The following is a 26349-nucleotide window of genomic DNA, read 5'->3' on the forward strand; positions in this document are numbered from 1 at the left end:
CAGCCGGGCCGTTTTTCGGTGTGAAGAGGTGGCTTTATGCACGCGCAAGTACAGACACAACAACACAGCTCCAGCGGCAGCCTGCGCTTCAACGGGATCGGTAAAACCTTTCCTGGGGTGAAGGCGCTGGACGCCATCAGCTTCGTCGCGCATCCGGGCCAGGTTCATGCCTTGATGGGCGAGAACGGCGCCGGCAAATCAACCCTGCTGAAAATCCTCGGTGGCGCTTACATTCCGAGCAGCGGTGAGTTGCAGATCGGCGAGCAGACCATGGCGTTCAAGTCGACCGCCGACAGCATTGGCAGCGGCGTCGCGGTGATCCACCAGGAGCTGCATCTGGTGCCGGAAATGACCGTCGCCGAAAACCTGTTTCTCGGCCACCTGCCGGCCAGCTTCGGTCTGATCAATCGCGGCGCACTGCGCCAGCAAGCGTTGAATTGCCTGAAAGGCCTGGCCGACGAAATCGATCCGCAGACCAAGGTCGGACGCCTGTCTCTCGGTCAGCGGCAATTGGTGGAAATCGCCAAGGCTCTTTCGCGTGGCGCTCATGTCATCGCTTTCGACGAACCGACCAGCAGCCTCTCGGCCCGCGAAATCGACCGTTTGATGGCGATCATCGGCCGCCTGCGCGACGAGGGTAAAGTGGTGCTCTACGTCTCGCACCGAATGGAAGAAGTGTTCCGCATTTGTGACGCGGTGACGGTGTTCAAGGACGGTCGCTACGTGCGCACCTTCGACGACATGAGCCAGTTGAGCCACGATCAACTGGTGACCTGCATGGTCGGCCGCGACATTCAGGACATTTACGATTACCGCCATCGCCCACGCGGCGCTGTCGCGCTGAAGGTCGACGGGTTGCTCGGCCCGGGCCTGCGTGAGCCGATCAGTTTCGAAGCGCACAAAGGTGAAATCCTTGGCCTGTTCGGACTGGTCGGGGCAGGGCGCACCGAGCTGTTTCGCCTGCTCAGCGGACTGGAACGTCACAGTGCCGGACGCCTTGAACTGCGCGGCCACGAACTGAAGCTGCGCTCTCCGCGTGACGCGATTGCCGCCGGGATTCTGCTGTGTCCGGAGGATCGCAAGAAGGAAGGCATCATCCCGCTGGCCAGCGTTGCCGAGAACATCAATATCAGTGCGCGCGGGGCCAATTCCGGTCTCGGTTGCCTGCTGCGCGGCATCTGGGAAAAGGGCAACGCCGACAGGCAAATCAAAGCGCTGAAAGTGAAAACGCCGCACGCCGGTCAGCAGATCAAATTCCTCTCTGGCGGCAATCAGCAGAAGGCCATTCTCGGCCGCTGGCTGTCGATGCCGATGAAGGTCTTGCTGCTCGACGAACCAACGCGCGGCATCGACATCGGCGCCAAGGCCGAGATCTACCAGATCATCCATAACCTCGCCGCCGAGGGCATTTCGGTGATCGTGGTGTCTAGCGACCTGATGGAAGTAATGGGCATTTCCGACCGCATTCTGGTGCTCTGCGAAGGCGCCCTGCGCGGCGAAATCAGCCGTGACCAGGCCAATGAATCCAACCTGCTGCAAATGGCTTTGCCGCGCCACCGCGCTGACGGCGTGGCGAACTGAGAGGTGACTATGATGACAACCCAGAAAGAAACCCTGCCGACCGAGCGCAAACCACTGGACATGCGCCGCTTCCTCGATGACTGGGTGATGTTGCTCGCGGCGATCGGCATCTTCATCGCCTGCACGCTGCTGATCGACAACTTCCTTTCACCGCTGAACATGCGCGGTCTGGGCCTGGCGATTTCCACTACCGGGATTGCCGCGTGCACGATGCTGTACTGCCTCGCGTCGGGGCATTTCGACTTGTCGGTGGGTTCGGTGATTGCCTGCGCCGGCGTGGTCGCAGCCGTAGTGATGCGTGACACCAATAGCGTGTTTCTCGGTGTGTGCGCGGCGCTGGTGATGGGCCTGATTGTCGGGTTGATCAATGGCATTGTGATTGCTAAGTTGCGGGTCAATGCGTTGATCACGACGTTGGCGACCATGCAGATCGTTCGCGGTCTGGCGTACATTTTTGCCAACGGCAAAGCGGTGGGCGTGTCGCAGGAATCGTTCTTCGTCTTCGGTAACGGCCAGTTGTTCGGCGTGCCGGTACCGATCCTGATCACCATTGTCTGCTTTCTGTTTTTCGGCTGGCTGCTGAATTACACCACCTATGGGCGCAACACCATGGCCATCGGTGGCAACCAGGAAGCCGCGTTGCTGGCGGGCGTGAACGTTGATCGCACCAAGATCATTATCTTTGCCGTGCACGGTGTGATTGGCGCGTTGGCCGGGGTGATTCTGGCGTCGCGGATGACCTCGGGGCAGCCAATGATTGGCCAGGGTTTTGAGCTGACGGTGATCTCGGCTTGCGTGTTGGGCGGGGTATCGTTGAGCGGCGGGATTGGCATGATTCGGCATGTGATTGCCGGGGTGTTGATTCTGGCGATCATCGAGAATGCGATGAACCTGAAGAATATTGATACCTTCTACCAGTACGTGATTCGCGGGTCGATTCTGTTGCTGGCGGTGGTCATCGACCGCCTCAAACAACGCTGAGATCAAGAGCCCCTCACCCCAGCCCTCTCCCGGAGGGAGAGGGGGCCGACCGAGGTGTCTTGCTTCCTGCATCGACCTGGAAGACCGGGTCGATTATGGATTCGGCAAAGCACTTTCGAGTCGATTGTGGATTCGGTGAAGCACTTTCAGGTCGATGTATATCCCAAATATCCCCCATTCAGTCCCCTCTCCCTCCGGGAGAGGGCTAGGGTGAGGGTGCTGTTGATCTTCCCGCCTTCCGTCCGATCCCCCAAATTTTCCTTGCTCGCCCGCGTGTGTTTCGGTTATCACTTTGTACATGATTAGACAGGTACGATTTGACAAGAAACAACGGGTGGTCGACGAACTCGTCCGGCGCATCGAGAGCGGCCTCATGGAGGACGGCTTTCTGTTGCCCGGCGAGCATCAGTTGGCTCAAGAATTCAACGTCAGCCGTGGCACGTTGCGCGAAGCATTGGCCGAACTGAAGCGGCGAAAATACATCGCCACGCAAAGCGGAGTCGGCTCGATCGTCACGTTTGACGGTGTCGCCCTCGATCAACGCAGCGGTTGGGCGCAGGCGCTGGCCGACAGCGGCGCGATGATCAACACCGAAGTGTTGCGCCTGGAAGCCGTGACCCGGCCCGACTTGCTGTCGCGTTTTGGCACCGACCAATTCATCACCCTCGACCGCCGTCGCCGCTCCACCGAAGGCACGCTGGTGTCCCTTGAACGTTCTTTGATGCCGGCGACCGGCGGCCTGGAAAGCCTGCCGCGCGTCGGTCTGATCGACAATTCCCTGACCATCACCCTGGCCGCTTACGGCTATATCGGCGAGCGCGGTGATCAATGGATCGGCGCCGAGCCGTTGAACGCCATCGACGCTGAACTGCTCGGACGTCCGGAAGGCACGGTGTTCCTCAAAGCCTTGCGCACCACTTACGACCGGCAGAACCGTTTCATGGAACAGGTTGAAAGCCTGCTCGACCCGGTGCATTTCCGTCTGCACCTGCAATTTGGAGAATCGAAATGACCCCGCTCAACCGTGCCCTCGGTGCGTTTTATGGCCTGGCCCTCGGTGATGCGCTGGGCATGCCGACGCAATCGCTGAATCGCGAAACCATCAAGGTTCGTTTCGGCAAGATCACCGATCTGCAGGACGCCGGTCCCTTGCAACCGATCGCCGCGAACATGCCCAAAGGCTCGATCACCGATGACACCGAACAGGCGATTCTGGTCGGCAAGTTGCTGGTCGAAGGCCAGGGCCGCATCGAACCGGCGATCCTCGCGCAACGCCTGATCGAGTGGGAAGCCGCGATGCAGGCCAAGGGCTCGCAGGATTTGCTCGGGCCGTCGACCAAGCGTGCCATCGAAATGATCCTCGCCGGCCATTCGCCGGAAGAGGCCGGGCGCTACGGCACCACCAACGGCGCGGCAATGCGCATCACACCGGTAGGTATCGCGGCAGACGTGGCCGAACCGCAGCGTTTTATTGCGGCGGTGGTGCAGGCCTGTCAGGTGACTCACAACACCACGTTGGGCATTTCCAGCGCGGCGGCGGTGGCGGCGGTGGTGTCCGCCGGTATCAACGGCGTGGATCTGGGCGAGGCGTTGAACCTCGGTCAGCAAATCGCTCAGCAAGCGGAAGCGCACGGGCACTGGGTCGCCGGTGGTCGCATCGGTTCGCGTATCAGTTGGGCGCGCAGCATCAGTGTCGACAGCGACAAAGCGCTGCTCGCCGATCTGCTCTACGACGTCATCGGTACTTCGGTGGCGTCGCAGGAGTCGGTGGTGGTCTCGTTCGCGCTGGCGCAGCAAGTGGCGATCGGTGAGATGAACGCGTTCGAGGCGTTGTGCATGGCGGCAAGCCTGGGTGGCGACACTGACACCATCGCGGCGATTCTCGGGGCAATGCTCGGGGCCTGCCTGGGGCTTGAGTGTTGGCCTGCCGAGATGATCGAGACAGTCAAAACCGTCAATGATCTGGAGCTGGAACCCCTTGTGAAAGGACTCCTCACCCTGCGCTGAGGACACCCATGTGTTGGAGCTGCCGAAGGCTGCGATCTGTTGATCTTCAGCAGACTTCGGGGCGCCACAAAATCAAGATCAAAAGATCGCAGCCTGCGGCAACTCCTACAGGGGAGAGGTGCAGGTTAATGAATTGCCCATAAACACAAGAATGGCAACAGGAGCATTTTTCATGAGTTCAGCAAACGCCGGGCAAAGCGCCGGGCAACTGGAAACCCGTGGCATCGAACCGGTGCCGGAAGCCGAGTGCAACGGTCATCCGCTGCAATTGTTCTGGGTCTGGTTCGCCGCCAACATTTCCATTCTCGGTCTGCCGTTGGGCGCCACGCTGGTCGCGTTTCGCGGGCTGGCGATCTGGCAGGCAATCATCGTCGCGATCATCGGCGCCGCCGGTTCGTTTGCGGTGGTCGGGATCATCTCGATTGCCGGCCGTCGTGGCCGTGCGCCGAGCCTGACGTTGTCGCGAGCGATCTTCGGCGTGCGCGGCAATATCGGCCCGACCCTGGTCTCGCTGATGTCGCGTCTCGGTTGGGAAACGGTCAACACCACCACCGCTGCATTCGTGCTGCTGTCGTTGTGCTCGATCCTGTTTGGTTCGCCGGTCGAAGCGAAAAGCGCGCCGGTGCTGACGCTGATCTTCATCGCGATTTTCGTGCTGCTGACCCTGTCCGTCTCCGGCCTCGGCCACGCGACGCTGCTGGTGATCCAGAAGTGGGCGACCTACGTGTTCGGCGCGCTGAACCTTCTGGTCGGTGGCTTCCTCTGCGCCACCATCGATTGGAGCGCGGTGTTCAACGCCACGCCCGCGCCGTTGAGCGCAATGATCATCGGCATCGGCACCATGGCCGCCGGCACCGGCATCGGTTGGGCCAACGCTGGCGCTGACATGTCGCGCTATCAGCATCGCAGCGTCAAAGCCGTGCGCCTGGTTGCTTCAGCGGCATTCGGCGCGGGCTTACCACTGGTGTTGCTGATCACCCTCGGCGGACTGCTGTCGGTGGGCAACAACGATCTCGCTTCGGCGACTGATCCGATCGTGGCGATTCGCGACATGCTGCCAACCTGGATGGCGGTGCCGTACCTGATCACCGCGTTCGGTGGCCTGCTGCTGTCGAACAACCTGTCGGTGTACTCCGCCGGTTTGACCACGCTGACGCTGGGACTGAAGGTCAAACGCGTCTACGCGGTGGTGGTCGATATCGTCGCGATCTTCGCTGGCTCGATCTACTTCATGCTGATCGCCGACAGCTTCTATGGCCCGTTCATCACGTTCATTTCGCTGCTCGCGGTGCCGATCACCGCGTGGGTCGGGATCTTCATCGTTGACCTGATTCACCGTCACTACTACAGCCCGAAAGACCTGCTCGACGTCAGCCCGAGCAGCGCCTACTGGTATCGCGGCGGCATCGAGTGGCGTGCATTCGGTGCGTGGGCGATTGCCATCGTGCTCGGTTTCAGTTTCACCACCATCGGCACCACGGCGCAAAACGTCTGGTTCAAAGGCTTCCTGTCCGACTCGTGGCTTGGACACAACGGCCTCGGCTGGATCGTGACCTTCGTGGTGGCCGGTGGCATTTACTTCGTCCTCGGCGGGGCGAAAGATCGCCGCGCCGCGCAAACCGAGAATGCTCATGCCTAAGATGTTGCACACCGGCCAGGTCATTATCGACCTGGTCATGGCCGTGGAAAAACTGCCGCAGATTGGCGGCGATGTGCTCGCGCAATCGGCGGGTTTCGAAGCCGGTGGCGGTTTCAACGTGATGGCGGCGGCGGTGCGTAATGGCTTGCCGGTGGTGTATCTCGGTCGGCATGGCAGCGGGCGTTTCGGCGATCTGGCGCGGGAGGCGATGAATGTTGAAGGCATTCACATCGGCATCGGTGAACCGGCGTCGCGTGACACCGGTTTGTGCGTAGCGCTGACGGATGCCTCGGCCGAGCGCAGTTTCATTTCCTACATCGGTGCTGAAGGTGAGGTGACCGAGGAGGATTTGAACAGTGTCGCGGCCGAGGCGGGCGATTACGTTTATCTCAGCGGCTACAGCCTGCTGCACGCAGGCAAGGCGCAGGCGCTGCTCGACTGGACGCTGGCACTGCCGGACTCGATCAACGTGGTGTTCGATCCGGGCCCGTTGGTGGAATCGCCGGACTCGCCGATGATGCAGGCGTTGCTGCCGCGCATCGATGTGTGGACCAGCAACAGTGTTGAAGCACTGCGGTTTACCGGTGCTGAAGACATCGCGGTGGCGCTGGATCGACTCGCGGAGCATCTGCCCAAAGAGGTGCTGATGGTGGTGCGTGACGGGCCGCAGGGCTGCTGGATTGATCAGCACGACGAGCGTCGGCATGTGCCGGGGTTTGCCGTGAAAGCACTGGACAGCAATGGTGCTGGCGATGCGCATGCCGGGGTGTTTGTCGCCGGGTTGGCGCAGGGCTTGACGGCGTACGAAGCAGCGCGGCGGGCGAATGCGGCGGCGGCTTTGGCGGTGACGCGCTGGGGGCCGGCGACCTCGCCGGGGGCGGCTGAGGTGGATGCGTTTATCCGCGAGTCCGGCGGCGTCTGATTTATAGCAATCGCCGGCAAGCCAGATCCCACATTGAATCTGTGTCGCACCTAAACCCAATGTAGGAGCTGCCGAAGGCTGCGATCTGTTGATCTTCAACGTCAAAAGATCGCAGCCTTCGGCAGCTCCTACAGGGGGATTTCAGCTAGCCTTGCGCAACGCTTCGATCAACTCTTGTTTGCGCATCGAAGACCGCCCGGGAATCTTTTTATCCCGCGCCTCCTTCATTAAACTGTCGACCGTCTGCGTATCCCGCGAAGCTTTGCTGTTGCGCGTATGCCCCTTGCGACTGGCCACCGCGCGCCGTGATGATTCCTGGCGGTCTTCGGACTTGGCGCTCGCCGGTTTTTTGCGCCCGGAACCTCCGGCCTTGTCGCCGCCGCCCGATTGTTTGTTGACCGTCGCCCAGGCCCGCGCCTCGGCTTCATCTTTCGACACGCCCTTTTTCTCGTAGCTGTCTTCGATGTGTTCAGCCTTGCGTTTCTGCTCGGCGGTGTATTTGTCTTTGCTTCCACGAGGCATGGGATTTCTCCTTGCATCGGTATCTGATTTTCAATGCAGGAGCTGCCGAAGGCTGCGATCTTTTGATTTTAAAGATCAACAGATCGCAGCCTGCGGCAGCTCCTACATGATTACGATCACACGATCACACGATCACACGATCACACGATCACACGATCACACGATCACATTGCTCAGCTATCGAGTTTTCGCGCCGCTTCAACACCGGCCGCGCTGAGCTTGATCGGCAGGTTCAACGAGTGTTCGCCGGCCTCGTTGCAGGTCACATGACCGTGGTGAATCAGTCCGCGATCCTGCAAAGCGGCGAGGGCGCTGGCCACGAGCTTTTCGCCCCGGTAATTGTCCAGCACCTCCTTGCCCAGTCCACTTGGGTGGGCGTGCAGCAGGCGGGTGAGGACTTCTTTTTCCAGGTTTTTATCGACGTTCATGGTTACCTCTTCATGGATGTGAATAGGACGCTCGCGTCGGCGAACTACTGCCCGGAACCTTCGGATCCGGAGCCGCCGGTGGTGGTTTTCGAGCCGATGCCGGGGCCAGCGTTGTCTGGCGTTGCCGGGGCGTCGGGGGTGTTCATCCCGCCCTGGCGGCCCGGATCACTGCCCTGGGTGCGCGGATCAGTACCGGTGGCGGGCGGCTGATTGATCAAGGGCACGCCGGAGCCATCGGTATTCATACCGGGAGCACTGTTGATGGCGGGCGCGCGGGGCGGGGTTGGATCGGTAGGGCCGGTGCCCGCAGCGGTGGCGGATGCTGCGAAAACCGCAGGGCAGAGCAGGGCGCTGAATACGAAAGCGGTCAACCTTGACGAGATCATAGGGCTTCTCCAGTGATTGGAATCCTTACCTGTCGTTGGTCTGCCCGGTGATCGGATTGGTGCCTGATGAACGACGAACGGTCTAGAGCGCCGTCGCCGGTTTGAGGTTAAGTCGACGCCAGAGCAGACGACCCACGGTGATCAGCCAGTTCGCCAGCGCCACGGCCAATACCGTGAGCAGCAGCGTCGCCATGCCCTGTTCAACGATGATTTTCCCGGCCAGCAACGGAAAGCCGAACACGCCGATAAAATACGCGAGACTGAACAGCAGCAATGCCTGCGAAGTGGTGCCGGTTGGTGCTTCATTGGCGGCGAGGCCATTGATCACCGAATACGTTAGGCCATAACCGACACCGAGCATCAGCGCCGCCAGCAGGTAGGTGAATCCGCTGTGCACACCGAAGGCGAACAGCACGATGGCGGCGAGCATCAATCCCGACAACAGGCACGATGCACGCAGCGGATCCCGCTTGACCACATAGCCTGCGATCAACATACGGCTGCTGATGGCCGCGCTCATGAAACCCAGGAAGAACAACGAATAATCCAGCGAGCGGGCGGCGGCGTAGCTTGTTTGAAAGCTCGACAGACCACCAAACACGCACCCACCGAGACCGACCATGATGATCGGGAACACCGCGCGTGAGCCGAGTACTTGCGTGGTCGCTTGCCAGCTGATTTTCGCGGCTGATGTCGCTTGGGTACTTTGCAATCGCGCGCCGAGACGCCAGAACAGCAGCACACCGATCAGGCTCGCCAGCGCCGCCAGATAGAACGCCGATGTCACCGGCAAGCCCAACGCGCTGGCTGCGCGCCCGAGCAATGGACCGCTGCCGATTCCAGTCATCATGCTGCCGGAGAGCAAGGCAAAATATTTCGCGCGCTGCGCCGGGGTCACCAGACTGGCGACGATGATCGGCCCCAAGGTGTAGAAAACACCCCAGCCCAAACCCAGCAGCAATCCAAACAACAGCAGCAGAGGACCAAACCCCGGCGTCATCGCAAAACCCAGGCTCGCCGCCACCAGCAGCAGCCCGAACAGCGCAATCGAACGCGCTGCGCCGAGCATGTCGGACAAGTGCCCGGACACCAGCACCGCCGCAAACGTGCTGACCATCGCCGCCGAAATCACGCTGCCAGCATCGTGTTCATTGCCGCCGCGTGAACCGATCAACAGCGACAGCAAAAACGTTGAGCCATACGACAGCGACAACAGATAACTGGCGAGGCAGAACAGGCCGAACAGCTTGCCTGAGACCTGGGGCGTTGCTTGCGACATGACGCGGTTCCTTGACCGGAAAAATGAGCGTCATCTGTTTAACACGTCGCCTGCGCGGGTTAGGTCTGAGGTTGGCGAAGTCAGCTTCAGCACTGACCGGAGTAACGCTCAGACGCTGCCGATTTCTTCCATGAATTGCTCCATGAAACCTTTCAGGCGCTGGTGCCGAATTTGCGCCAGACGCTGGCCGGCAGCGGTCTGGAAACCGTCGGCGAGGTGCAGCAGTTTGGTCTGGAAATGATCGAGGCAAAAACGTTTGTCGTCGTAGTCGCGTTGCTGCGCTTGGGGATCCTGCGGGTCGTACAGCGCCGAACCCATGCGCCCGGCGATGTAGAACGTGCGCGCGACACCGAGCATGCCGAGCGAGTCGAGACGGTCGGCGTCCTGGACGATTTTTGCTTCAAGGGTGAGCGGGGTGATGCTGGCGGAGAAACTGTGCGCTTCGATGGCGTGGGTGACGGCGGCGATTCTTTCGCTGGGCCAATGCATCTCCGCGAGCACCGCCGCCGCTTTTTCTGCCGCCAGACGTGAGGCGTGTGCACGCAGTGGCGAGTTTTTCTCGACGGCCACGCAGTCGTGCAGCAGGACGGCTGCGAGCAACACCTCAAGATCGCCGCCTTCTTCTTCGTGCAACGTGCGCACGTTGTGCCAGACCCGCTGCAAATGCGCGAGGTCGTGCGCACCGTCGTCCGATATTTCCAGAGCGTGGGGCAGTAACTCGGCGGCGAGTGAAATCAGTGGTGCGAAAGCAGCATCGTTCATAAGCATCCTTACTGGCTGTCGTAGATTTTCAGTTGATGATACTTCTGTGGTGAGGGGATTTATCTCCGTTGGGGCGCGAAGCGGCCCTAAAAAATGGGACTGCTGCGCAGTCCAACGGGGATAAATCCCCTCGCCACAGGGTTCCTCATCAGGTTTGGAGTGTGACGAGCGCCGCCCACGGCCTTAGTATGGCGTTTTCCTTTTCCGACAAGGCCCGTTCATGACGATCGAAATCCGCCCGGCGACCCCCAGCGATGCCCCGCAAATCCTCGCTTTCATCACTGAACTCGCCGATTTCGAAAAGGCCCGCCACGAAGTTATCGCCAGCGTCGCCGACATCGAGCGCAGCCTGTTCGGCGAAGGTGCCACCGCCCACGGCCTGATTTGTTTGCGCGATGGTTTGCCGATCGGTTTCGCGGTGTTTTTCTTCAGCTACTCGACCTGGCTCGGCAGCAACTGCCTGTACCTTGAAGACCTCTACATCACCCCCGAACAACGCGGCGGCGGCGCCGGCAAAACCCTGCTGCGCCACCTGGCGAAAATCGCCTGCGACAACGACTGCGGCCGCTTCGAATGGAGCGTGCTCGACTGGAACACGCCGGCCATCGATTTCTACAAATCCCTCGGTGCGCAACCCCAAGAGGAATGGGTGCGCTACCGCATGGATGGCAAGGTTCTCCGCGAGTTCGCCGAGGGCTGAAAACAATGATGGCAATCCAATGCTAATTCGATTGTCGCCAGCGCTCTAGTCCGGCATTCTACGCGCCATTTTTGCGCGCTCATGGATGACACCTGCAATGCCTCTGGCACAACTTCTCCACGCCCGTGGAGCCTTCGCTGCGTCAACGAGTGACCAGCGATGAGCGGACTACGGGCGTCAATGCGTTTGTATGGCCTGGTGAAAAATTCAGGCTCGAGCGACAACCCCCAGCGCCAACCGGTCGACATTCTCTGCACCGTCAATCGTACGGGCGGCACAGCCATTCGTGCGTTCGTGTCACGCCTCGATGCCGAGTTGATGACGCGCAGTGCCGGTCTCGACGATTACCGCGTGATACCGCTGCGCACCTTCGACCCGACGGCGTTTATCGGAGCTCATCAAGGTTGGCTGGTGCTGCACATCTGTTGCGGCTTCGTCGCCCCTGCCGGGCATTCGCTGCTCAAGGACGGCGGGTTGATGCCGATGGGCTGGTACGCCTATTCCGAGATCGGTCACTGGACGGCCGAACATCATCTGGACCTCGGCGCACAAATGGCGGATTTGCTGCAATCGACTTACGAGCGTAATCACCTGCGCAACTACAACGCCTGGCTCAACGAGCTGGACGACGCGACGCCTGCCGAGCTGGCGTGGCATGTCGACGAAGCCTGGCAACATCTGCAATCGGCTACATCCCCTGATAACCGTGAACATTGCCACGCCCTGTTCGACCCCGTCGACAACCGCTGGCGCTTCGCCGTAACCGACATCGATATCCATCAGCCACACCCGGAATCCCCGAAGCAAGGAGCTTTGAATTGAGTGGTAAACCTGCTGCACGCGTCACCGACCCGACCGCCTGCCCGTTGCCAGGCCATGGTACCAACCCGATCGTCTCCGGCTCGCCCGACGTCTTCTTCGATGGCCTCGCCGCCGCGCGCATGACCGATAAATCGGCGTGCGGCAGCCCGATTACCGGGGCAGTCTCCGGTACCGTTTTCATCAACGGCTTGAATGCCGCAATGCTCGACAGTACCGGCGGCCACGGCAATGTCGTGGTCGGTGGTTCGGGGACGGTGATAATCGGCCAGAGTGGCGGAGGCGCGGCGTTTAGCGGGTTGTTGCCGATGCCGGTGCATTTTACGGACAAGATGCGATTAGTTGATGAGTTCACTGGTGAACCCGTCGCCAATCATCCTTACACAATCAAACGTGGGGATGGTCGTGAAGAACATGGCGTTACTGATGCAGCCGGTTTTACCCATGCTGTCAGTTCACATTTGGCTGAAACCATTGAACTGTTTGCGGAGTAATTGCAATGGGAAAGGATAACGTGATAGCGGATGCCAGTAAAAAAAACCTTGGTTCACATACGCTCACTTGCCCGACAGACGAGGCGGTTAAAGAGTTTAAATACATGCGCCAGGCGGTCGCTTTTTTTATCGGAGGGGCAGGTGATAAAGAGAGTTACTATGGATTTGGTCCAAAGTACAATGTGGATCGGGCCAGGAAACCTTTTGCTGAGTCGGTAAAACTTGCTATATGGGCTGCAGGAGTTACTTCTTATCATCTTGGCTACAATGAAGTAATTGGTGACGAAAAAATCAAAGCGAATGTGCTCGACGTTATTTGTAAAAGTGATGCTGTGTACATTGTCGGGCATAGTCTCGGAGGTTGGAATGGGGCGCATCTGTCCAGCTATCTTGCTAAGTTAGGTTATTCTGTAAAAGTCTTGGTAACACTGGATCCTGTGGGGAAAGGCGCTTTGGTTGGGAGTATTTCAAATATTTATCCCGATACGCCACAGCCGAGTGCGGGGCTGTGGGTTAATGTGCTTGCTCAGTCCTCGGACTCTGATATGTCTGACTGGATTGCCGGAATCGGCGAGCAATGGCGTTTGGAAAGTGGTCCTAATGTCAATAGCGTAATGGATGTGAATCACGAATCGGCCGCTATCATGTTTACTACCGTACTGGCTGATGGCAAGTCAGCACTGAATTATGTAATTAACTCTCTCAATAAACATTTCAGGGGTGAAGTGTGATGACTCCAAGACTGCTTTTGTCAACGTTTTTTCTAATGCTCGTGGGGTGTGCATTCACGCAAGACAAACCCCCAGCTAATTTAAGATTTTCGAAAATAGAACGAGTAGGCGATACGGTCTTGTATGACCTGTATTTTTCTTCTGATTTAGATATTCTAGGGCACTACAAATCATTGATCGGTACCGGTTTACTCTGTGCTTTGGAGAATGATGCCAATTTCAGTGAAAATCATGAAATGAAGAATTTCATGGACGGTGGTGTTAGACGAAGTGCGAGTGGGACGGAGTCTGATTTTATTTCACGGATGGTTTTTAGTGAGAAAATAGCGAATCGAAGTAGCGAGAGAGATTTAACGCCTGTAGAGATAAGAAAAATATTAGCAGGGAAGAAACAAGTGCAATGTAAATTTTTTGCCAGTGCAACAATGATTGATACCTATTTTTCTAATGTTATGTATGTGCCGGTGGTGGAAATTCTTCAGGCAGTGGGTGACCGATGAGCTGAATGTAAAAGGTACTGTTTTTGAAGTGTATTTTGCCTGCGGCATTTGTTTTTCTGATGTTTTGCACGTGTCGCTTGGTTTTTGCTTGGAATAAGCGTTGCATACTGATTTTTAGTTGTTGTGTTGTTGTGTTGTTTGGTGTCTTTGGAGTGGTAATGGCTAGGTTGCTGTTGGTTATTTTATTTGTCCTGTGTTCCTCCTGTATGCAATTACATGTGCCAGCACCAAGAATTGAATTTACATCAATCGAATATGATGCGGGTCGATACAATCTGCGCTTCAGGTCTGACAGAGACTTGGTTAACTTGTACGATGCGCACGGGATAAGCGCGCAAGTCGGCACGTGGCTAATCTGTTCACTTGATGGTGATGTCGATTTTTCAATTCTGCATCACATTCGTTACACCGCTAATGGTATCGTTGATGAGGTTCGCACCGTTGAAGGTGACCGCCGTTATGAGTTTAACGTGCAAGTCAGATTTGAGGAGGATGTTGATCAAGGTACTAGTTCTTTGTCCCTCAGAAAGGAAGCACTCCTTTCAATGTTGAAAGCGCAGGACTATATACCTTGTCGGACGACAACTACTGCTACTTTCTACAATGCTTACTATTCAAAGATTATGTATATTCCGACCTCTCGAATCATAAAAGAGGTTCAGCATAAAATTACCGCGCCGGAATATGTAATTCTACCGCCAGAAGTACAGCCATTATCGTGGTTAATGTTTGAACAGATATGCATTACAGATAAACGCTATCATGGTGGGGACATTATTGTTCATGGCGGAGCGTGCAGCAGCATGCCCTACAGCGGATTGTTGAGCTCTTTTGCACCTCTGAATGGAAAATTCCGCATTTTCGATACTCACACCCAACATCCCAAGGCGAATGTCAGGTACATGATCAAGCGACCAGATGGCCGTGAAGAGGAAGGCCTGAGTGACGCTCAGGGGGATACTCATGTGTTTGGCTCGGATCATTCTGAAACTTTTAAGCTGTTTTTGTTTGAGGAGGGGTTGGGGTCATGGGCGATATAGACAGTTTCCCATAATATGGGATGCAAAATTACATATTGAGATTTCCCACCTGAGAGGTCTATAGTCCGTCGCACTCACTGCCAAAAACAAAACAGGTGAAGCGATGCTGGCGCAATTGATCGCGCTCGATTGGGGGACGACCTCATTACGTGCTTACAAACTCGCGGCGGACGGTGTGGTGCTGGAGCAGCGCGCGCTGTCGTCCGGGATCATGCAGTTGCCCAAGGCCGCGCGAATCATCAACGGTCGCGAATGCACCGATGGTTTTGAATTGGCCTTCGATGAAGCGTGCGGCGACTGGCTCGAGGCGCAGCCGGATCTCCCGGTGATCGCTTGCGGCATGGTCGGCAGTGCGCAGGGCTGGCGTGAAGCGGCCTATTGCGAGACGCCGGCAGATGTCGCCAATCTCGGAAACTCCCTACAAACAATTGTCAGTCTGCGCGGCACCGTGGTGCATATCGTGCCAGGCGTGATTCAGCGCTCGACGCTGCCGAACGTGATGCGTGGCGAAGAAACCCAGGTGCTTGGCGTCCTGCAGAGTCTGCCGGTCGAGGCGGGCAATGATCTGCTGATCGGGCTGCCGGGCAGTCACTCCAAGTGGGTGAACGTGGTCGATGGCTGCATCACTCACTTCGATACGTTCATGACCGGCGAAGTGTTCGCCGTGCTCAGTGAGCACAGCATTCTCGGCCGTACCCTGAAGCAAGGCGCAGCGTTCGATGCTCAGGCGTTTGACCGTGGCGTGCAGATTGCGCAGTCGGCGGACGGCGAACTCGGCGTGCTGTCGACCTTGTTCAGCGTCCGCACCCTGGGCCTGACCGGCGAACTCAGCCCGACGGCGCAGGCAGATTATCTGTCCGGTCTGATGATCGGCCATGAACTGGTGGCGCTCGCCACGGTTCAGCGACGTCGCCGCAACAACCGCAATCTCCCTTCGATCATCCTCATCGGCAACGCGCAACTCTGTGCGCGCTACAGCCGTGTCCTCGATGTCTGTGGATTCGCCGACGTGACGCTGGCCGAGCAGGCCACCGAGCGTGGTCTGTGGCAACTGGCGCTGGCCGCCGGACTGATCGATTCCTCATCCCGTTAACCCTGACTGGAGGCCTGACATGCTCAAGCAAGCACTGGCGCAAAACGGTCTGATCGCGATTCTGCGTGGCCTGCATCCGCAGGAAGCCGCCGCTGTCGGAGAAGTCCTGTACGCGGCCGGATTTCGCGTCATCGAAGTACCGCTCAATTCCCCTTCGCCGTACGAAAGTATCCGCATCCTGCGCAAGACGCTGCCCGCCGATTGCCTGATCGGTGCGGGCACGGTGTTGACCCCGGAACAGGTCGACTTGGTGAAAGACGCCGGTGGCCAGGTGATCGTCATGCCGCACAGCGACGCCAAGGTCTTGCGCGCGGCAAAAGCGGCGGGGCTGTATTTATCGCCGGGTGTCGCCACGCCGACGGAAGCCTTCGCGGCGCTGGAGGAGGGCGCGGACATTCTCAAGCTGTTCCCGGCCGAGCAGATGGGCCCAGCGGTCGTCAAAGCCTGGCTTGCGGTGTTGCCATCCGGGACGGTGCTGGCGCCGGTTGGCGGCATCACGCCGGACAACATGCAGGCGTTTATCGACGCCGGTGTGAAAGGTTTCGGTCTCGGTTCTGGCCTGTTCAAACCGGGCATGACGCCGGAGCAAGTGGCGGTGAATGCCAAGGCCTACGTGGCCGCGTGGAAGGCCCTTCGCTAAGACTTTTTGGCGCTGCGTGCGCTACATCTATAAGAGAGATAAAAGATGAAAATCACCAAACTCACCACCTTCATCGTGCCGCCGCGCTGGTGCTTCCTCAAGGTCGAAACCGATGAGGGCGTGACGGGTTGGGGCGAGCCTGTGGTCGAGGGCCGCGCGCACACCGTCGCCGCTGCCGTCGAAGAATTGTCCGACTACCTGATCGGCAAAGACCCACGCAATATCGAAGACATCTGGACCGTGCTGTATCGCGGCGGTTTCTACCGTGGCGGTGCGATCCACATGAGTGCGCTGGCCGGCATCGATCAAGCGCTGTGGGACATCAAGGGCAAGGCGCTGGGTGTGTCGGTGAGTGATCTGCTGGGTGGCCAGGTGCGCGACAAGATTCGCGTGTATTCGTGGATCGGTGGCGACCGTCCGGCCGACACCGCGCGTGCGGCGAAGGAAGCGGTGAGCCGTGGTTTCACCGCGGTGAAAATGAACGGCACGGAAGAGCTGCAATTCCTCGATACCTTTGAAAAAGTCGATCTGGCGCTGGCCAACGTTGCCGCCGTGCGTGACGCGGTCGGGCCGAACGTCGGCATCGGCGTCGACTTCCATGGCCGCGTGCACAAGCCAATGGCCAAGGTGCTAATGAAGGAACTCGATCCGTACAAACTGATGTTCATCGAAGAACCGGTGCTCAGCGAAAACTACGAAGCGCTGAAAGAACTGGCACCGCTGACCAGCACGCCGATTGCCCTCGGCGAGCGCCTGTTCTCGCGTTGGGACTTTAAACGCGTGTTGAGCGAAGGCTACGTCGACATCATCCAGCCGGATGCCTCGCACGCCGGCGGCATCACCGAAACCCGCAAGATCGCCAACATGGCCGAGGCCTACGACGTGGCGCTGGCGCTACATTGCCCGCTGGGGCCAATTGCGCTGGCGGCGTGTTTGCAACTGGACGCGGTTTGTTACAACGCGTTTATCCAGGAGCAAAGCCTGGGCATCCATTACAACGAGAGCAATGACTTGCTCGACTACGTGAAGGATCCACGGGTGTTCGATTACGACAAAGGTTTCGTGAAGATTCCGAACGGGCCGGGGCTGGGTATCGAGATCAACGAGGAATACGTGATTGAACGTGCGGCGGTCGGGCACCGCTGGCGCAACCCGATCTGGCGCCATGCCGATGGCAGCTTTGCCGAGTGGTGAGTCCTGCCTGACACACCCGATGAGATCGCTCCCACGCTCTGCGTCGGAATGCCTCAATGGACGCTCTGCGTCCGCTTTTGGGGACGCGGAGCGTCCCGGGCTGCATTCCCACGCAGAGCGTGGGAACGATCAGGCCTCAGGCCGACCTCAATAAACATAAAAAGAGGCTCTCCCCATGCAACCGCAAACCCTCACCGGGCAGGCGTCTTTAGTCACACCCAGTCGCAAGCGGTTTTTCATCATGGTGTTGCTGTTCATCACCGTGGTCATCAACTACCTCGACCGCAGCAACCTGTCGATTGCCGCGCCGGCCCTGACCACTGAGCTGGGTGTCGATCCGATTCACGTCGGCCTGATCTTCTCAGCGTTCGGCTGGACCTACGCCGCCATGCAGATCCCCGGTGGCTGGCTGGTCGATCGCGTGCCGCCGCGCATCCTTTACAGTGTCGCGCTCCTGCTGTGGTCGATTGCCACGGTGATGCTCGGTTTCGCTGCCAGTTTCATCGCGTTGTTCGTGTTGCGCATGGCGGTCGGCGCGCTCGAAGCACCGGCGTATCCGATCAACAGCCGCGTGGTGACGACTTGGTTTCCCGAGCGCGAGCGCGCCACGGCCATTGGTTTCTACACCTCGGGGCAGTTCGTCGGTCTGGCATTCCTGACCCCGGTACTCGCTTGGCTGCAACACGAATTCGGCTGGCACATGGTGTTCGTCGCTACCGGCGCAGTCGGCATCATTTGGGCGGCGATCTGGTACGCGGTGTATCGCGAGCCACGGGATTTCAAAGGCGCCAACGACGCCGAAATCGACCTGATCCGCGAGGGCGGTGGTCTGGTTGATATTCAGCAGGAATCGGCCAAGGTCAAAGCCAAATTCAGCTGGACCGACCTCGGTATCGTCCTGACCAAACGCAAGTTGTGGGGCATCTACCTCGGCCAGTTTTGCCTGAATTCGACGCTGTGGTTTTTCCTCACGTGGTTCCCGACTTATCTGGTGAAATATCGCGGCATGGACTTCATCAAGTCCGGCCTGCTGGCGTCGCTGCCGTTTTTGGCCGCGTTCATCGGCGTGCTGTGTTCGGGGTTCTTTTCCGACTTTTTGATCCGTCGCGGCTACACCGTCGGCTTCGCGCGCAAGTTGCCAATCATTGGCGGGCTGCTGATTTCCACTTCCATCATCGGCGCGAATTTCGTTGAGTCGACGCCGTTGGTGATTGCCTTCCTGGCGCTGGCGTTCTTCGGCAACGGCCTGGCCTCGATCACTTGGTCGCTGGTCTCGACGTTGGCGCCGGCACGCTTGCTCGGGCTGACCGGCGGGGTGTTCAACTTCATCGGTAACTTGTCGGCGATTGCCACGCCGATCGTGATCGGCTTCCTTGCCAGCGGCGATTCGTTCGCGCCGGCGATCACCTATATCGCGGTTCTCGCATTGATCGGTGCATTGTCCTACGTGCTGCTGGTCGGCAAGGTCGAGCGTATCGAGTTGTAGTGGTCTGCGTCGGGCGACCATAATGCCGCCCGTTCCCTCGCTCAACGGTAAAGGCTGGATATGCAGGAAGACGCTCCGGAAAAAACCAAGGACGCCGCACCCACCGGCACCCAGACACTGTTGCGCGGCTTGGGGGTGGTGCAAGCGGTGGCCAGTGGCGCTCGCGATCTCAAGGAAATTGCCCGACTGATCGGCACCACGCGCAGCACCACACATCGTCTGGCCAGTTGCCTGGTTGATGAACGCTATCTGCGTGTGGTGCCGCAAGTCGGTTACCTGTTGGGGCCGAAGCTGATCGAGCTGGGATTTCAGGCGCGTGAAGAGTTGCCGCTGGTGACCTTGGCCGGACCGTATCTGGACGAGTTGTCGGCGCTGACCGGCGACACCGTGCACTTGGGCATTCGTGAAGGCGATGAAGTGCTGTATCTGCTGAAGAATCCGGGGCGCAACGGTCCGGAAATGCGTTCACGGGTCGGCCATCGCATGCCGCTGGCGCGTACCGGGATCGGCAAGGCGTTGATGCTCGATGACTCGCCGAAAGACTGGCAACGGCTGTACGACATCAGCCTGCCGGCCGGTGGGAAAAGTCAGTTCTGGCCGCAGCATCCCCAGCAGTCGTGGGAACAGCTCGAACAACGCATGGCCGAATACGTCGCCGGTGGCTACGCCTTCGATCTGGAGGACAACGAACCGTCGATCCGCTGCGTGGCGGCGCCGATTCGCGATGCGAGCAAAGGCATTGTGGCGGCGATCAGTATCGCCAGCACGGTGCCGTACATGCCGCTGGAAAAAATGGCCGAGCTGATTCCCCTGATCAAAGGGGTCACAGCCCGGCTATCGGCGGAACTCGGCTTGAAGGTATAAGGGCGGATTTAAACCTTGAGCGTCGCCATGTCGATGACGAAACGGTACTTCACGTCGCCGGCGATCATCCGGGCATAAGCCTCGTTGATCTGGCGGATGTCGAGCATTTCGATGTCGCAGGTGATGTTGTGTTCGGCGCAGAAATCCAGCACTTCCTGGGTTTCAGCGATGCCACCGATCAAGGAGCCGGCCAATACCCGGCGACCCAGTACCAGTTTCGCCGCGTGCACCGGCGGATCAATCGGCTCGATCAGGCCGACCAGAATGTGCATGCCGTCGAAACGCAGGGTGTCGAGGTACGGGTTCAGATCGTGCTGCACCGGAATGGTGTCGAGCAGGAAGTCGAAGTAACCGGCGGCCGCTTTCATCTGCTCGGGGTCGGTGGAAACGATCACGTGATCGGCGCCCTGACGACGACCTTCTTCAGCCTTGCTCGCCGAGCGGGTGAACAACGTCACTTCAGCGCCCATGGCCTTGGCGAACTTGATGCCCATGTGGCCCAAACCGCCCATGCCGAGAATCCCGACCTTGTCGCCAGCCTTGACGCCGTAGTGCTTGAGCGGCGAATAGGTGGTGATGCCGGCGCAAAGGATCGGCGCAGCGCTGGCCAGAGCCAGTTTTTCCGGGATGCGCACGACGAAGTGTTCGCTGACGACGATGCTGTCCGAATAACCGCCCATGGTGTTGCTGCCATCGACCCGGTCCGGGGTGGCGTAGGTCATGGTCGGACCTTCGAGGCAGTATTGCTCGAGGTTCTGCTGGCAGGCTTCGCAGCTACGGCAAGAGTCGACCATGCAGCCGACACCGACCAGATCGCCTACTTTGTGTCGGGTGACATTCGCACCGATGGCGGTGACTTTTCCGACGATCTCGTGGCCGGGCATCAACGGGTAAACGGCAATGCCCCATTCGTTGCGTGCCTGATGGATGTCGGAATGGCAGACGCCGCAGTAGAGGATTTCGATCGCGACGTCGTCGGTGCGCGGGCTGCGACGTTCGAATTTCATCGGGGCGAGGGGGGTGGTGGCCGATTGGGCGGCATAGCCGATGGCGGTGTACATGTGAAACCTCGCAATAGCAGGAACAAGTGAGGCGGCGCATTCTGGGCGTCGACTGACGGTCCGGCCATGACGATTCCTCCGGGTCTCATGCCTAATCCTCCGGCATGCGGGTTTGATCGGTCGCATTGGCAAAAGGATCTGCGATGATGCTTCCATGCCCTTTTTTCGCAATATTTTCAGTGAAGAGTTTTGATGCAATTAACCCGTCATCTTGATGCCAACGCCCGGCTGGTTTCGTTGATCGAACCGCTGGCGCTGCGCGATGGTTACTCCCCGACCGGGTTGCCTGGTGTGCAAGTCTTGCGCGCCAGTTGTGACGTCGCCCGTGGCCCGCATATTTATGAACCGAGCCTGATGATCATCGCCCAGGGCAGCAAACTGGCGTTCCTCGGGCCGCGCACCATGGAATATGGCGCCGGGCACTATCTGATCCAGGCGCTGCCGGTGCCGTTCGAGTGCGAGACCTTTGCCTTGCCGAATGCGCCGTTGCTCGGTGTGTCGGTGGCGATTGATCGGGTGTTGCTCGGCGAGTTGGTGTTGGCCATGGGCCTGGCGCCGGGTCGGCATATTCCGGCGCAGACACCGGAGTCGATGACCTCGGTGGTGCTCGACGATGACATGCGTGGTTGTGTCGAAAGATTGCTCAGTTGTCTGCACGATCCGCTGGAATGTCAGATTCTCGGGCCGGCGCGGGTGCGTGAGTTGTTGTTCGTCGCGTTGCGCGGGCCGCAGGCGGATGTGTTGCGCGCGTTGGTTGAGCAGCAGGGGCAGTTTGCGCGGGTGGCGGCGTCGATCAGTCATCTGCATGCGCATTACACCGAGCCATTGAATGTCGAGACGCTGGCCGGTTGCGCGAACATGAGCGTGTCGACGTTTCATGAGCATTTCAAACGCAGCACGTTGTTGTCGCCGGTGCAGTATCTGAAGCGCTTGCGGTTGTTGAAGGCGCAGACATTGCTGGTCGCGGAAGGGCTAGGTGTGGCGCAGGTGGCGCATCGGGTGGGCTATCAGAGTACGTCGCAGTTCAGCCGTGAGTACAAGCGCTACTTCGAACGCAACCCGGGCGACGAGCGCGCCGCCTGAGTCCTCGACTGACCGACGATCCCTGTAGGAGCTGCGGCACGCTGCGATCTTTTGATTTTGTTTTTTCAGGATCAAAGTCAAAAGATCGCAGCGTGCCGCAGCTCCTACAGAGGAATTTTGGGCAACAAAAAGGCCCCCGATTCGGGAGCCTTGTTGTTCAGCGGTTCGGCTTACATATTTGGATAAGTCGGGCCGCCGGCGCCTTCCGGCGTCACCCAGGTGATGTTCTGCGAAGGATCCTTGATGTCACAGGTCTTGCAGTGCACGCAGTTCTGGGCGTTGATCTGGAAGCGCTTCTCGCCGTCTTCCTTGGTAATCACTTCGTACACGCCGGCCGGGCAGTAGCGCTGCGCCGGTTCGTCGTACAGTGGCAGGTTCTTGCTGATCGGGATGCTTGGATCGGTCAGCTTCAAGTGGCAAGGCTGTTCTTCTTCATGGTTGGTACCGGAGATGAACACCGAGCTGAGCTTGTCGAAGCTGAGTTTGCCGTCCGGCTTCGGATAGTCGATCTTCTTGCAGTCGGCCGCGAGCTTGAGGCAAGCGTAATCCGGCTTGGTGTCGTGCAGGGTGAACGGCAGTTTGCCGCCGAAGATGTTCTGGTCGAGCCAGTTGAAACCACCGCCGACGATAGCGCCGAACTTGTGGATCGCCGGGCCGAAGTTACGGCTGGCGAACAGTTCGTCGTAGAGCCAGCTCTTCTTGAACGCGTCGACGTAAGTGGTCAGTTCTTCGGTGCCGTCCTTCTCAGCGAACAACGCGTCAGCCACCGATTCAGCGGCGAGCATGCCCGACTTCATCGCGGTGTGGCTGCCTTTGATCTTGGCGAAGTTCAGGGTGCCGAGGTCGCAACCGATCAGCGCGCCGCCCTTGAAGACCATTTTCGGCAGCGAGTTCAGGCCACCTTTGCAAATCGCGCGGGCGCCGTAGCTGATGCGCTTGCCGCCTTCCAGGTACTGCGCCAGCACCGGGTGATGCTTGAGGCGCTGGAACTCGTCGAACGGCGACAGATAAGTGTTGCTGTAAGACAGGTCGACGATCAGACCGACTACGACCTGGTTGTTTTCCAGGTGATAGAGGAACGAGCCGCCGGTGTTCTCGGTGCCCATGATGTCCAGCGGCCAGCCGGCGGTGTGGACTACGAGGCCTGGCTGATGTTTGGCCGGGTCGATTTCCCAGATTTCTTTCAGGCCAATCCCGTAGTGCTGGGCGTCGGCATCGCTGTCGAGGTTGTAGCGCTTGATCAGTTGTTTGCCGATGTGGCCACGGCAACCTTCGGCGAACAGCGTGTATTTGCCACGCAGTTCCATGCCCGGGGTGTACAGGCCTTCTTTCGGGTTGCCTTCGCGGTCGACGCCCAGATCACCGGTGATGATCCCGCGAACCACGCCTTGCTCGTCGATCAGCGCTTCCTGAGCGGCGAAGCCCGGGTAGATTTCCACACCGAGGTTCTCGGCCTGCTGGGCCAGCCAGCGGCACAGGTTGCCAAGGGAAATAATGTAGTTGCCTTCGTTGTGCATGGTCTTCGGCACAAAGAGGTCGGGGATTTTCTGCGCGCTGTCGGCGTTTTTCAGCACGAAAATGTCATCGCGCGTGACCGGCGTGTTCAGCGGCGCGCCGAGTTCTTTCCAGTCAGGGAACAGTTCGTTCAGAGCGCGTGGTTCGAATACGGCACCGGAGAGGATGTGTGCACCGACTTCGGAGCCTTTTTCGACCACGCAGACGCTGATTTCCTTACCGGCTTCGGCGGCCTTCTGCTTCAGACGGCAGGCGGCGGACAGGCCAGCGGGGCCGGCACCGACGATGACCACGTCGAATTCCATGTATTCGCGTTCCACAGGCTATCTCCTACTCAAGGCTCAACAGTTTTTTTTCTAATTTGGAGGTTTGATGTCGCATCCGCTATTCCTTTACGTTAACGTCAAGGAGAATATTGGAGAACAGACCTTTCTCTCTAGGCGGCGCATTATATCTACACCACTCCTAGCGTCCAATACAAACGTTTGTTTGAATCGGCTCCAGGCCAGAGAAATCAAAGAAGCGCGGCTTATGAATGGTCATTTTGCTGTATTGACCGGAATAGGCGTTCCGGTCAAGATACGGGCGGTTTTGCGCTCGCCGTAGGCAGACTGGCGGTTTCAAGAGCACCTCTAAAGACAGGGCGTAGGCAGAAAGGGTGATGCGCAGCGCAGGTCTGGCGCGCAGTTTACACAGCGTGAAGTTGAATGACTGATTGGTCACCACTGACGAACGGTCCAGCACTTTGCAGGGTGTCATCATCCCGAGTACAAGCCGGCGTTTTTAGAGGTGCCCTTGTAGGCCCGATGAGCATCAACCGCCAGGTTCGCCTAGGCGACTTTCTTTTCACCGGAGAGTAACGAGGAATCCATGAAGGTTCTTGTAGCTGTCAAACGCGTTGTGGATTACAACGTCAAGGTTCGCGTCAAGGCGGACAATTCCGGCGTCGATCTCGCCAACGTCAAGATGTCGATGAACCCGTTCTGCGAAATCGCAGTGGAAGAAGCCGTACGCCTGAAAGAGAAAGGTGTTGCGACTGAAATCGTCGTCGTCTCCATCGGCCCGACCACCGCTCAGGAGCAGCTGCGTACCGCACTGGCTCTGGGTGCCGACCGTGCCATCCTCGTCGAATCCGCTGAAGATCTGACCTCGCTCGCCGTGGCCAAGCTGCTCAAGGCTGTGGTCGACAAGGAACAGCCTCAACTGGTGATCCTTGGCAAACAGGCCATCGACAGCGATAACAACCAGACCGGCCAGATGCTCGCTGCACTGAGCGGCTACGGTCAGGGCACGTTCGCTTCGAAAGTCGAAGTCTCTGGCGACAGCGTTGCCGTGACTCGCGAAATCGACGGCGGCGCGCAGACGGTTTCCCTGAAACTGCCGGCGATCGTCACCACCGACCTGCGTTTGAACGAGCCGCGCTACGCGTCTCTGCCAAACATCATGAAAGCCAAGAAGAAGCCTCTCGAAGTGCTGACTCCGGACGCTTTGGGCGTTTCCACCGCCTCCACCAACAAGACCCTGAAAGTCGAAGCGCCGGCTGCACGCAGCGCAGGTATCAAGGTCAAGTCGGTGGCTGAACTGGTTGAAAAACTCAAGAACGAAGCGAAGGTAATCTAAATGACTATCTTGGTTATTGCTGAACACGACAACAAAGTGCTGGCCCCGGCCACGCTGAACACCGTGGCTGCTGCTGCCAAAATCGGCGGCGACATCCACGTTCTGGTTGCCGGCCAAGGCGCTGGCGCCGTGGCGGAAGCCGCTGCGAAAATCGCTGGCGTGAGCAAAGTCCTGAACGCTGACAATGCCGCTTACGCGCATCAGCTGCCGGAAAACGTTGCGCCATTGGTTGCAGAGCTGGGCGCTGGCTACAGCCACATCCTGGCTGCCGCTACCTCCAACGGCAAAAACATCCTGCCGCGCGTTGCCGCGCAGCTGGACGTTGACCAGATCTCCGAGATCATCTCGGTCGAAAGCGCTGACACGTTCAAGCGTCCGATCTACGCCGGTAACGCCATCGCTACCGTGCAATCGACCGCTGCGATCAAAGTGATCACCGTGCGTGCCACCGGTTTCGACCCGGTTGCTGCTGAAGGTGGTTCGGCTGCCGTTGAAGCGGTTGCTGCTGCGCACAACGCTGGCACTTCGAGCTTCGTTGGCGAAGAGCTGGCCAAGTCCGATCGTCCAGAGCTGACCGCTGCCAAGATCGTCGTTTCCGGCGGCCGTGGCATGCAGAACGGCGACAACTTCAAGCATCTGTACGCCCTGGCCGACAAGCTGGGCGCTGCCGTCGGTGCTTCGCGCGCTGCGGTTGATGCAGGTTTCGTACCGAACGACATGCAGGTCGGTCAGACCGGCAAGATCGTTGCGCCACAGCTGTACATCGCCGTCGGTATCTCCGGCGCGATCCAGCATCTGGCCGGCATGAAAGACTCCAAGGTGATCGTTGCGATCAACAAGGACGAAGAAGCGCCGATCTTCCAGGTGGCCGATTACGGTCTCGTGGCGGATCTGTTCGAAGCAGTACCCGAGCTGGAGAAGCTGGTCTAATCCAGCGGCTTCACTTATAAAGAGCCCGACCTTTTGGTCGGGCTTTTTTTGTCTCGGATTTGAGTGGGAGCG

General features: G+C 58.8%; 27 protein-coding genes. 20 read left to right on the forward strand and 7 right to left on the reverse strand.

The features are described 5' to 3' along the window. The first annotated feature begins 36 nt into the window (after positions 1-36). The 6 genes from araG to ACIPZE_RS19990 all read left to right on the forward strand — a co-directional run bounded on the left by araG (position 37) and on the right by ACIPZE_RS19990 (position 7130). A complete protein-coding gene (gene araG / locus ACIPZE_RS19965) occupies positions 37-1581 on the forward strand; it encodes an L-arabinose ABC transporter ATP-binding protein AraG (RefSeq protein ID WP_400774795.1) in 1545 nt (514 codons plus the stop codon). Positions 1582-1593: 12 nt separating this feature from the next. Continuing rightward, entirely contained in the window at positions 1594-2562 is a 969-nt protein-coding gene (gene araH / locus ACIPZE_RS19970) for an L-arabinose ABC transporter permease AraH (protein ID WP_129395010.1), read from the forward strand. Between the two features lie 298 nt (positions 2563-2860). Beyond that, a complete protein-coding gene (locus ACIPZE_RS19975) occupies positions 2861-3574 on the forward strand; it encodes a GntR family transcriptional regulator (protein WP_129395009.1) in 714 nt (237 codons plus the stop codon). Then, entirely contained in the window at positions 3571-4569 is a 999-nt protein-coding gene (locus ACIPZE_RS19980; protein WP_400774798.1) for an ADP-ribosylglycohydrolase family protein, read from the forward strand. Before ACIPZE_RS19975 ends, ACIPZE_RS19980 begins: the two co-directional genes overlap by 4 nt. 172 nt (positions 4570-4741) lie before the next feature. Then, positions 4742-6208 (forward strand): purine-cytosine permease family protein, encoded by a 1467-nt coding sequence (locus ACIPZE_RS19985; protein ID WP_400774801.1) that lies wholly within the window; start codon positions 4742-4744, stop codon positions 6206-6208. After that, complete coding sequence (locus ACIPZE_RS19990) at positions 6201-7130, forward strand: PfkB family carbohydrate kinase (RefSeq protein ID WP_400774804.1); 930 nt, start codon at positions 6201-6203, stop codon at positions 7128-7130. Before ACIPZE_RS19985 ends, ACIPZE_RS19990 begins: the two co-directional genes overlap by 8 nt. Positions 7131-7271: 141 nt before the next feature. On the opposite strand, the gene ACIPZE_RS19995 is transcribed toward ACIPZE_RS19990, so the two are convergent. The 5 genes from ACIPZE_RS19995 to ACIPZE_RS20015 form a co-directional block, all read right to left on the reverse strand. After that, positions 7272-7652: a Rho termination factor N-terminal domain-containing protein gene (locus ACIPZE_RS19995; protein WP_283438978.1), complete on the reverse strand. Its 381-nt coding sequence runs from the start codon at positions 7650-7652 to the stop codon at positions 7272-7274. A gap of 173 nt (positions 7653-7825) precedes the next feature. Further along, positions 7826-8080, reverse strand: coding sequence for a hypothetical protein (locus tag ACIPZE_RS20000; RefSeq protein ID WP_129395005.1), 255 nt, complete (start codon positions 8078-8080; stop codon positions 7826-7828). Between the two features lie 44 nt (positions 8081-8124). Continuing rightward, on the reverse strand, positions 8125-8466 hold the full coding sequence (locus ACIPZE_RS20005) for a hypothetical protein (RefSeq protein ID WP_129395004.1): 342 nt from the start codon (positions 8464-8466) through the stop codon (positions 8125-8127). Between the two features lie 82 nt (positions 8467-8548). Continuing rightward, positions 8549-9745, reverse strand: a complete 1197-nt coding sequence (locus ACIPZE_RS20010) for an MFS transporter (RefSeq protein WP_400774807.1) — start codon at positions 9743-9745, stop codon at positions 8549-8551. A gap of 108 nt (positions 9746-9853) precedes the next feature. Next, entirely contained in the window at positions 9854-10507 is a 654-nt protein-coding gene (locus ACIPZE_RS20015) for an HD domain-containing protein (RefSeq protein WP_400774809.1), read from the reverse strand. A 220-nt stretch (positions 10508-10727) separates the two neighbouring features. On the opposite strand from ACIPZE_RS20015, the gene ACIPZE_RS20020 reads away from it, so the two are divergent. The 11 genes from ACIPZE_RS20020 (at position 10728) to ACIPZE_RS20070 (ending at position 20068) form a co-directional block, all read left to right on the forward strand. Beyond that, positions 10728-11207, forward strand: coding sequence for a GNAT family N-acetyltransferase (locus ACIPZE_RS20020; protein WP_053122551.1), 480 nt, complete (start codon positions 10728-10730; stop codon positions 11205-11207). Positions 11208-11366: 159 nt separating this feature from the next. Then, entirely contained in the window at positions 11367-12029 is a 663-nt protein-coding gene (locus ACIPZE_RS20025) for a hypothetical protein (RefSeq protein WP_400774812.1), read from the forward strand. After that, positions 12026-12520 carry a PAAR domain-containing protein gene (locus ACIPZE_RS20030; protein ID WP_400774814.1) on the forward strand — a complete coding sequence of 165 codons (495 nt, stop codon included), beginning with the start codon at positions 12026-12028 and terminating at the stop codon, positions 12518-12520. Before ACIPZE_RS20025 ends, ACIPZE_RS20030 begins: the two co-directional genes overlap by 4 nt. Positions 12521-12525: 5 nt before the next feature. Beyond that, positions 12526-13251, forward strand: a complete 726-nt coding sequence (locus ACIPZE_RS20035; protein WP_400774817.1) for an alpha/beta hydrolase — start codon at positions 12526-12528, stop codon at positions 13249-13251. Next, a complete protein-coding gene (locus tag ACIPZE_RS20040) occupies positions 13251-13751 on the forward strand; it encodes a hypothetical protein (protein WP_400774820.1) in 501 nt (166 codons plus the stop codon). The genes ACIPZE_RS20035 and ACIPZE_RS20040 overlap by 1 nt, the downstream gene beginning before the upstream one ends. 158 nt (positions 13752-13909) lie before the next feature. Beyond that, a complete protein-coding gene (locus ACIPZE_RS20045; protein WP_400774821.1) occupies positions 13910-14791 on the forward strand; it encodes a hypothetical protein in 882 nt (293 codons plus the stop codon). Positions 14792-14894: 103 nt separating this feature from the next. Beyond that, entirely contained in the window at positions 14895-15884 is a 990-nt protein-coding gene (locus ACIPZE_RS20050) for a 2-dehydro-3-deoxygalactonokinase (RefSeq protein ID WP_400774823.1), read from the forward strand. Positions 15885-15903: 19 nt separating this feature from the next. Further along, a complete protein-coding gene (locus tag ACIPZE_RS20055) occupies positions 15904-16524 on the forward strand; it encodes a 2-dehydro-3-deoxy-6-phosphogalactonate aldolase (protein WP_283438969.1) in 621 nt (206 codons plus the stop codon). Positions 16525-16569: 45 nt separating this feature from the next. Beyond that, on the forward strand, positions 16570-17718 hold the full coding sequence (gene dgoD, locus ACIPZE_RS20060; protein WP_008085519.1) for a galactonate dehydratase: 1149 nt from the start codon (positions 16570-16572) through the stop codon (positions 17716-17718). 175 nt (positions 17719-17893) lie between these two features. Continuing rightward, positions 17894-19204 (forward strand): MFS transporter, encoded by a 1311-nt coding sequence (locus ACIPZE_RS20065; RefSeq protein ID WP_400774826.1) that lies wholly within the window; start codon positions 17894-17896, stop codon positions 19202-19204. A 60-nt stretch (positions 19205-19264) separates the two neighbouring features. Then, entirely contained in the window at positions 19265-20068 is an 804-nt protein-coding gene (locus tag ACIPZE_RS20070) for an IclR family transcriptional regulator (RefSeq protein ID WP_283438967.1), read from the forward strand. A gap of 8 nt (positions 20069-20076) precedes the next feature. Here ACIPZE_RS20070 and ACIPZE_RS20075 read toward each other — a convergent pair whose 3' ends face one another. Continuing rightward, a complete protein-coding gene (locus ACIPZE_RS20075) occupies positions 20077-21129 on the reverse strand; it encodes an NAD(P)-dependent alcohol dehydrogenase (protein ID WP_400774829.1) in 1053 nt (350 codons plus the stop codon). Positions 21130-21321: 192 nt separating this feature from the next. On the opposite strand from ACIPZE_RS20075, the gene ACIPZE_RS20080 reads away from it, so the two are divergent. Beyond that, positions 21322-22212 carry an AraC family transcriptional regulator gene (locus ACIPZE_RS20080; protein ID WP_283438965.1) on the forward strand — a complete coding sequence of 297 codons (891 nt, stop codon included), beginning with the start codon at positions 21322-21324 and terminating at the stop codon, positions 22210-22212. A 170-nt stretch (positions 22213-22382) separates the two neighbouring features. Here the strand turns inward: ACIPZE_RS20080 and ACIPZE_RS20085 are convergent, their stop codons facing one another. After that, positions 22383-24047 (reverse strand): electron transfer flavoprotein-ubiquinone oxidoreductase, encoded by a 1665-nt coding sequence (locus ACIPZE_RS20085; RefSeq protein WP_150648311.1) that lies wholly within the window; start codon positions 24045-24047, stop codon positions 22383-22385. A gap of 550 nt (positions 24048-24597) precedes the next feature. On the opposite strand from ACIPZE_RS20085, the gene ACIPZE_RS20090 reads away from it, so the two are divergent. Both ACIPZE_RS20090 and ACIPZE_RS20095 read left to right on the forward strand, forming a co-directional pair. Further along, positions 24598-25347 carry an electron transfer flavoprotein subunit beta/FixA family protein gene (locus ACIPZE_RS20090; RefSeq protein WP_007908338.1) on the forward strand — a complete coding sequence of 250 codons (750 nt, stop codon included), beginning with the start codon at positions 24598-24600 and terminating at the stop codon, positions 25345-25347. Then, a complete protein-coding gene (locus ACIPZE_RS20095; protein WP_034155324.1) occupies positions 25348-26277 on the forward strand; it encodes an electron transfer flavoprotein subunit alpha/FixB family protein in 930 nt (309 codons plus the stop codon). Positions 26278-26349 lie beyond the last annotated feature (72 nt).

This window comes from Pseudomonas sp. NPDC089741 (genome assembly GCF_044748825.1).
Lineage (GTDB): Bacteria > Pseudomonadota > Gammaproteobacteria > Pseudomonadales > Pseudomonadaceae > Aquipseudomonas > Aquipseudomonas helmanticensis.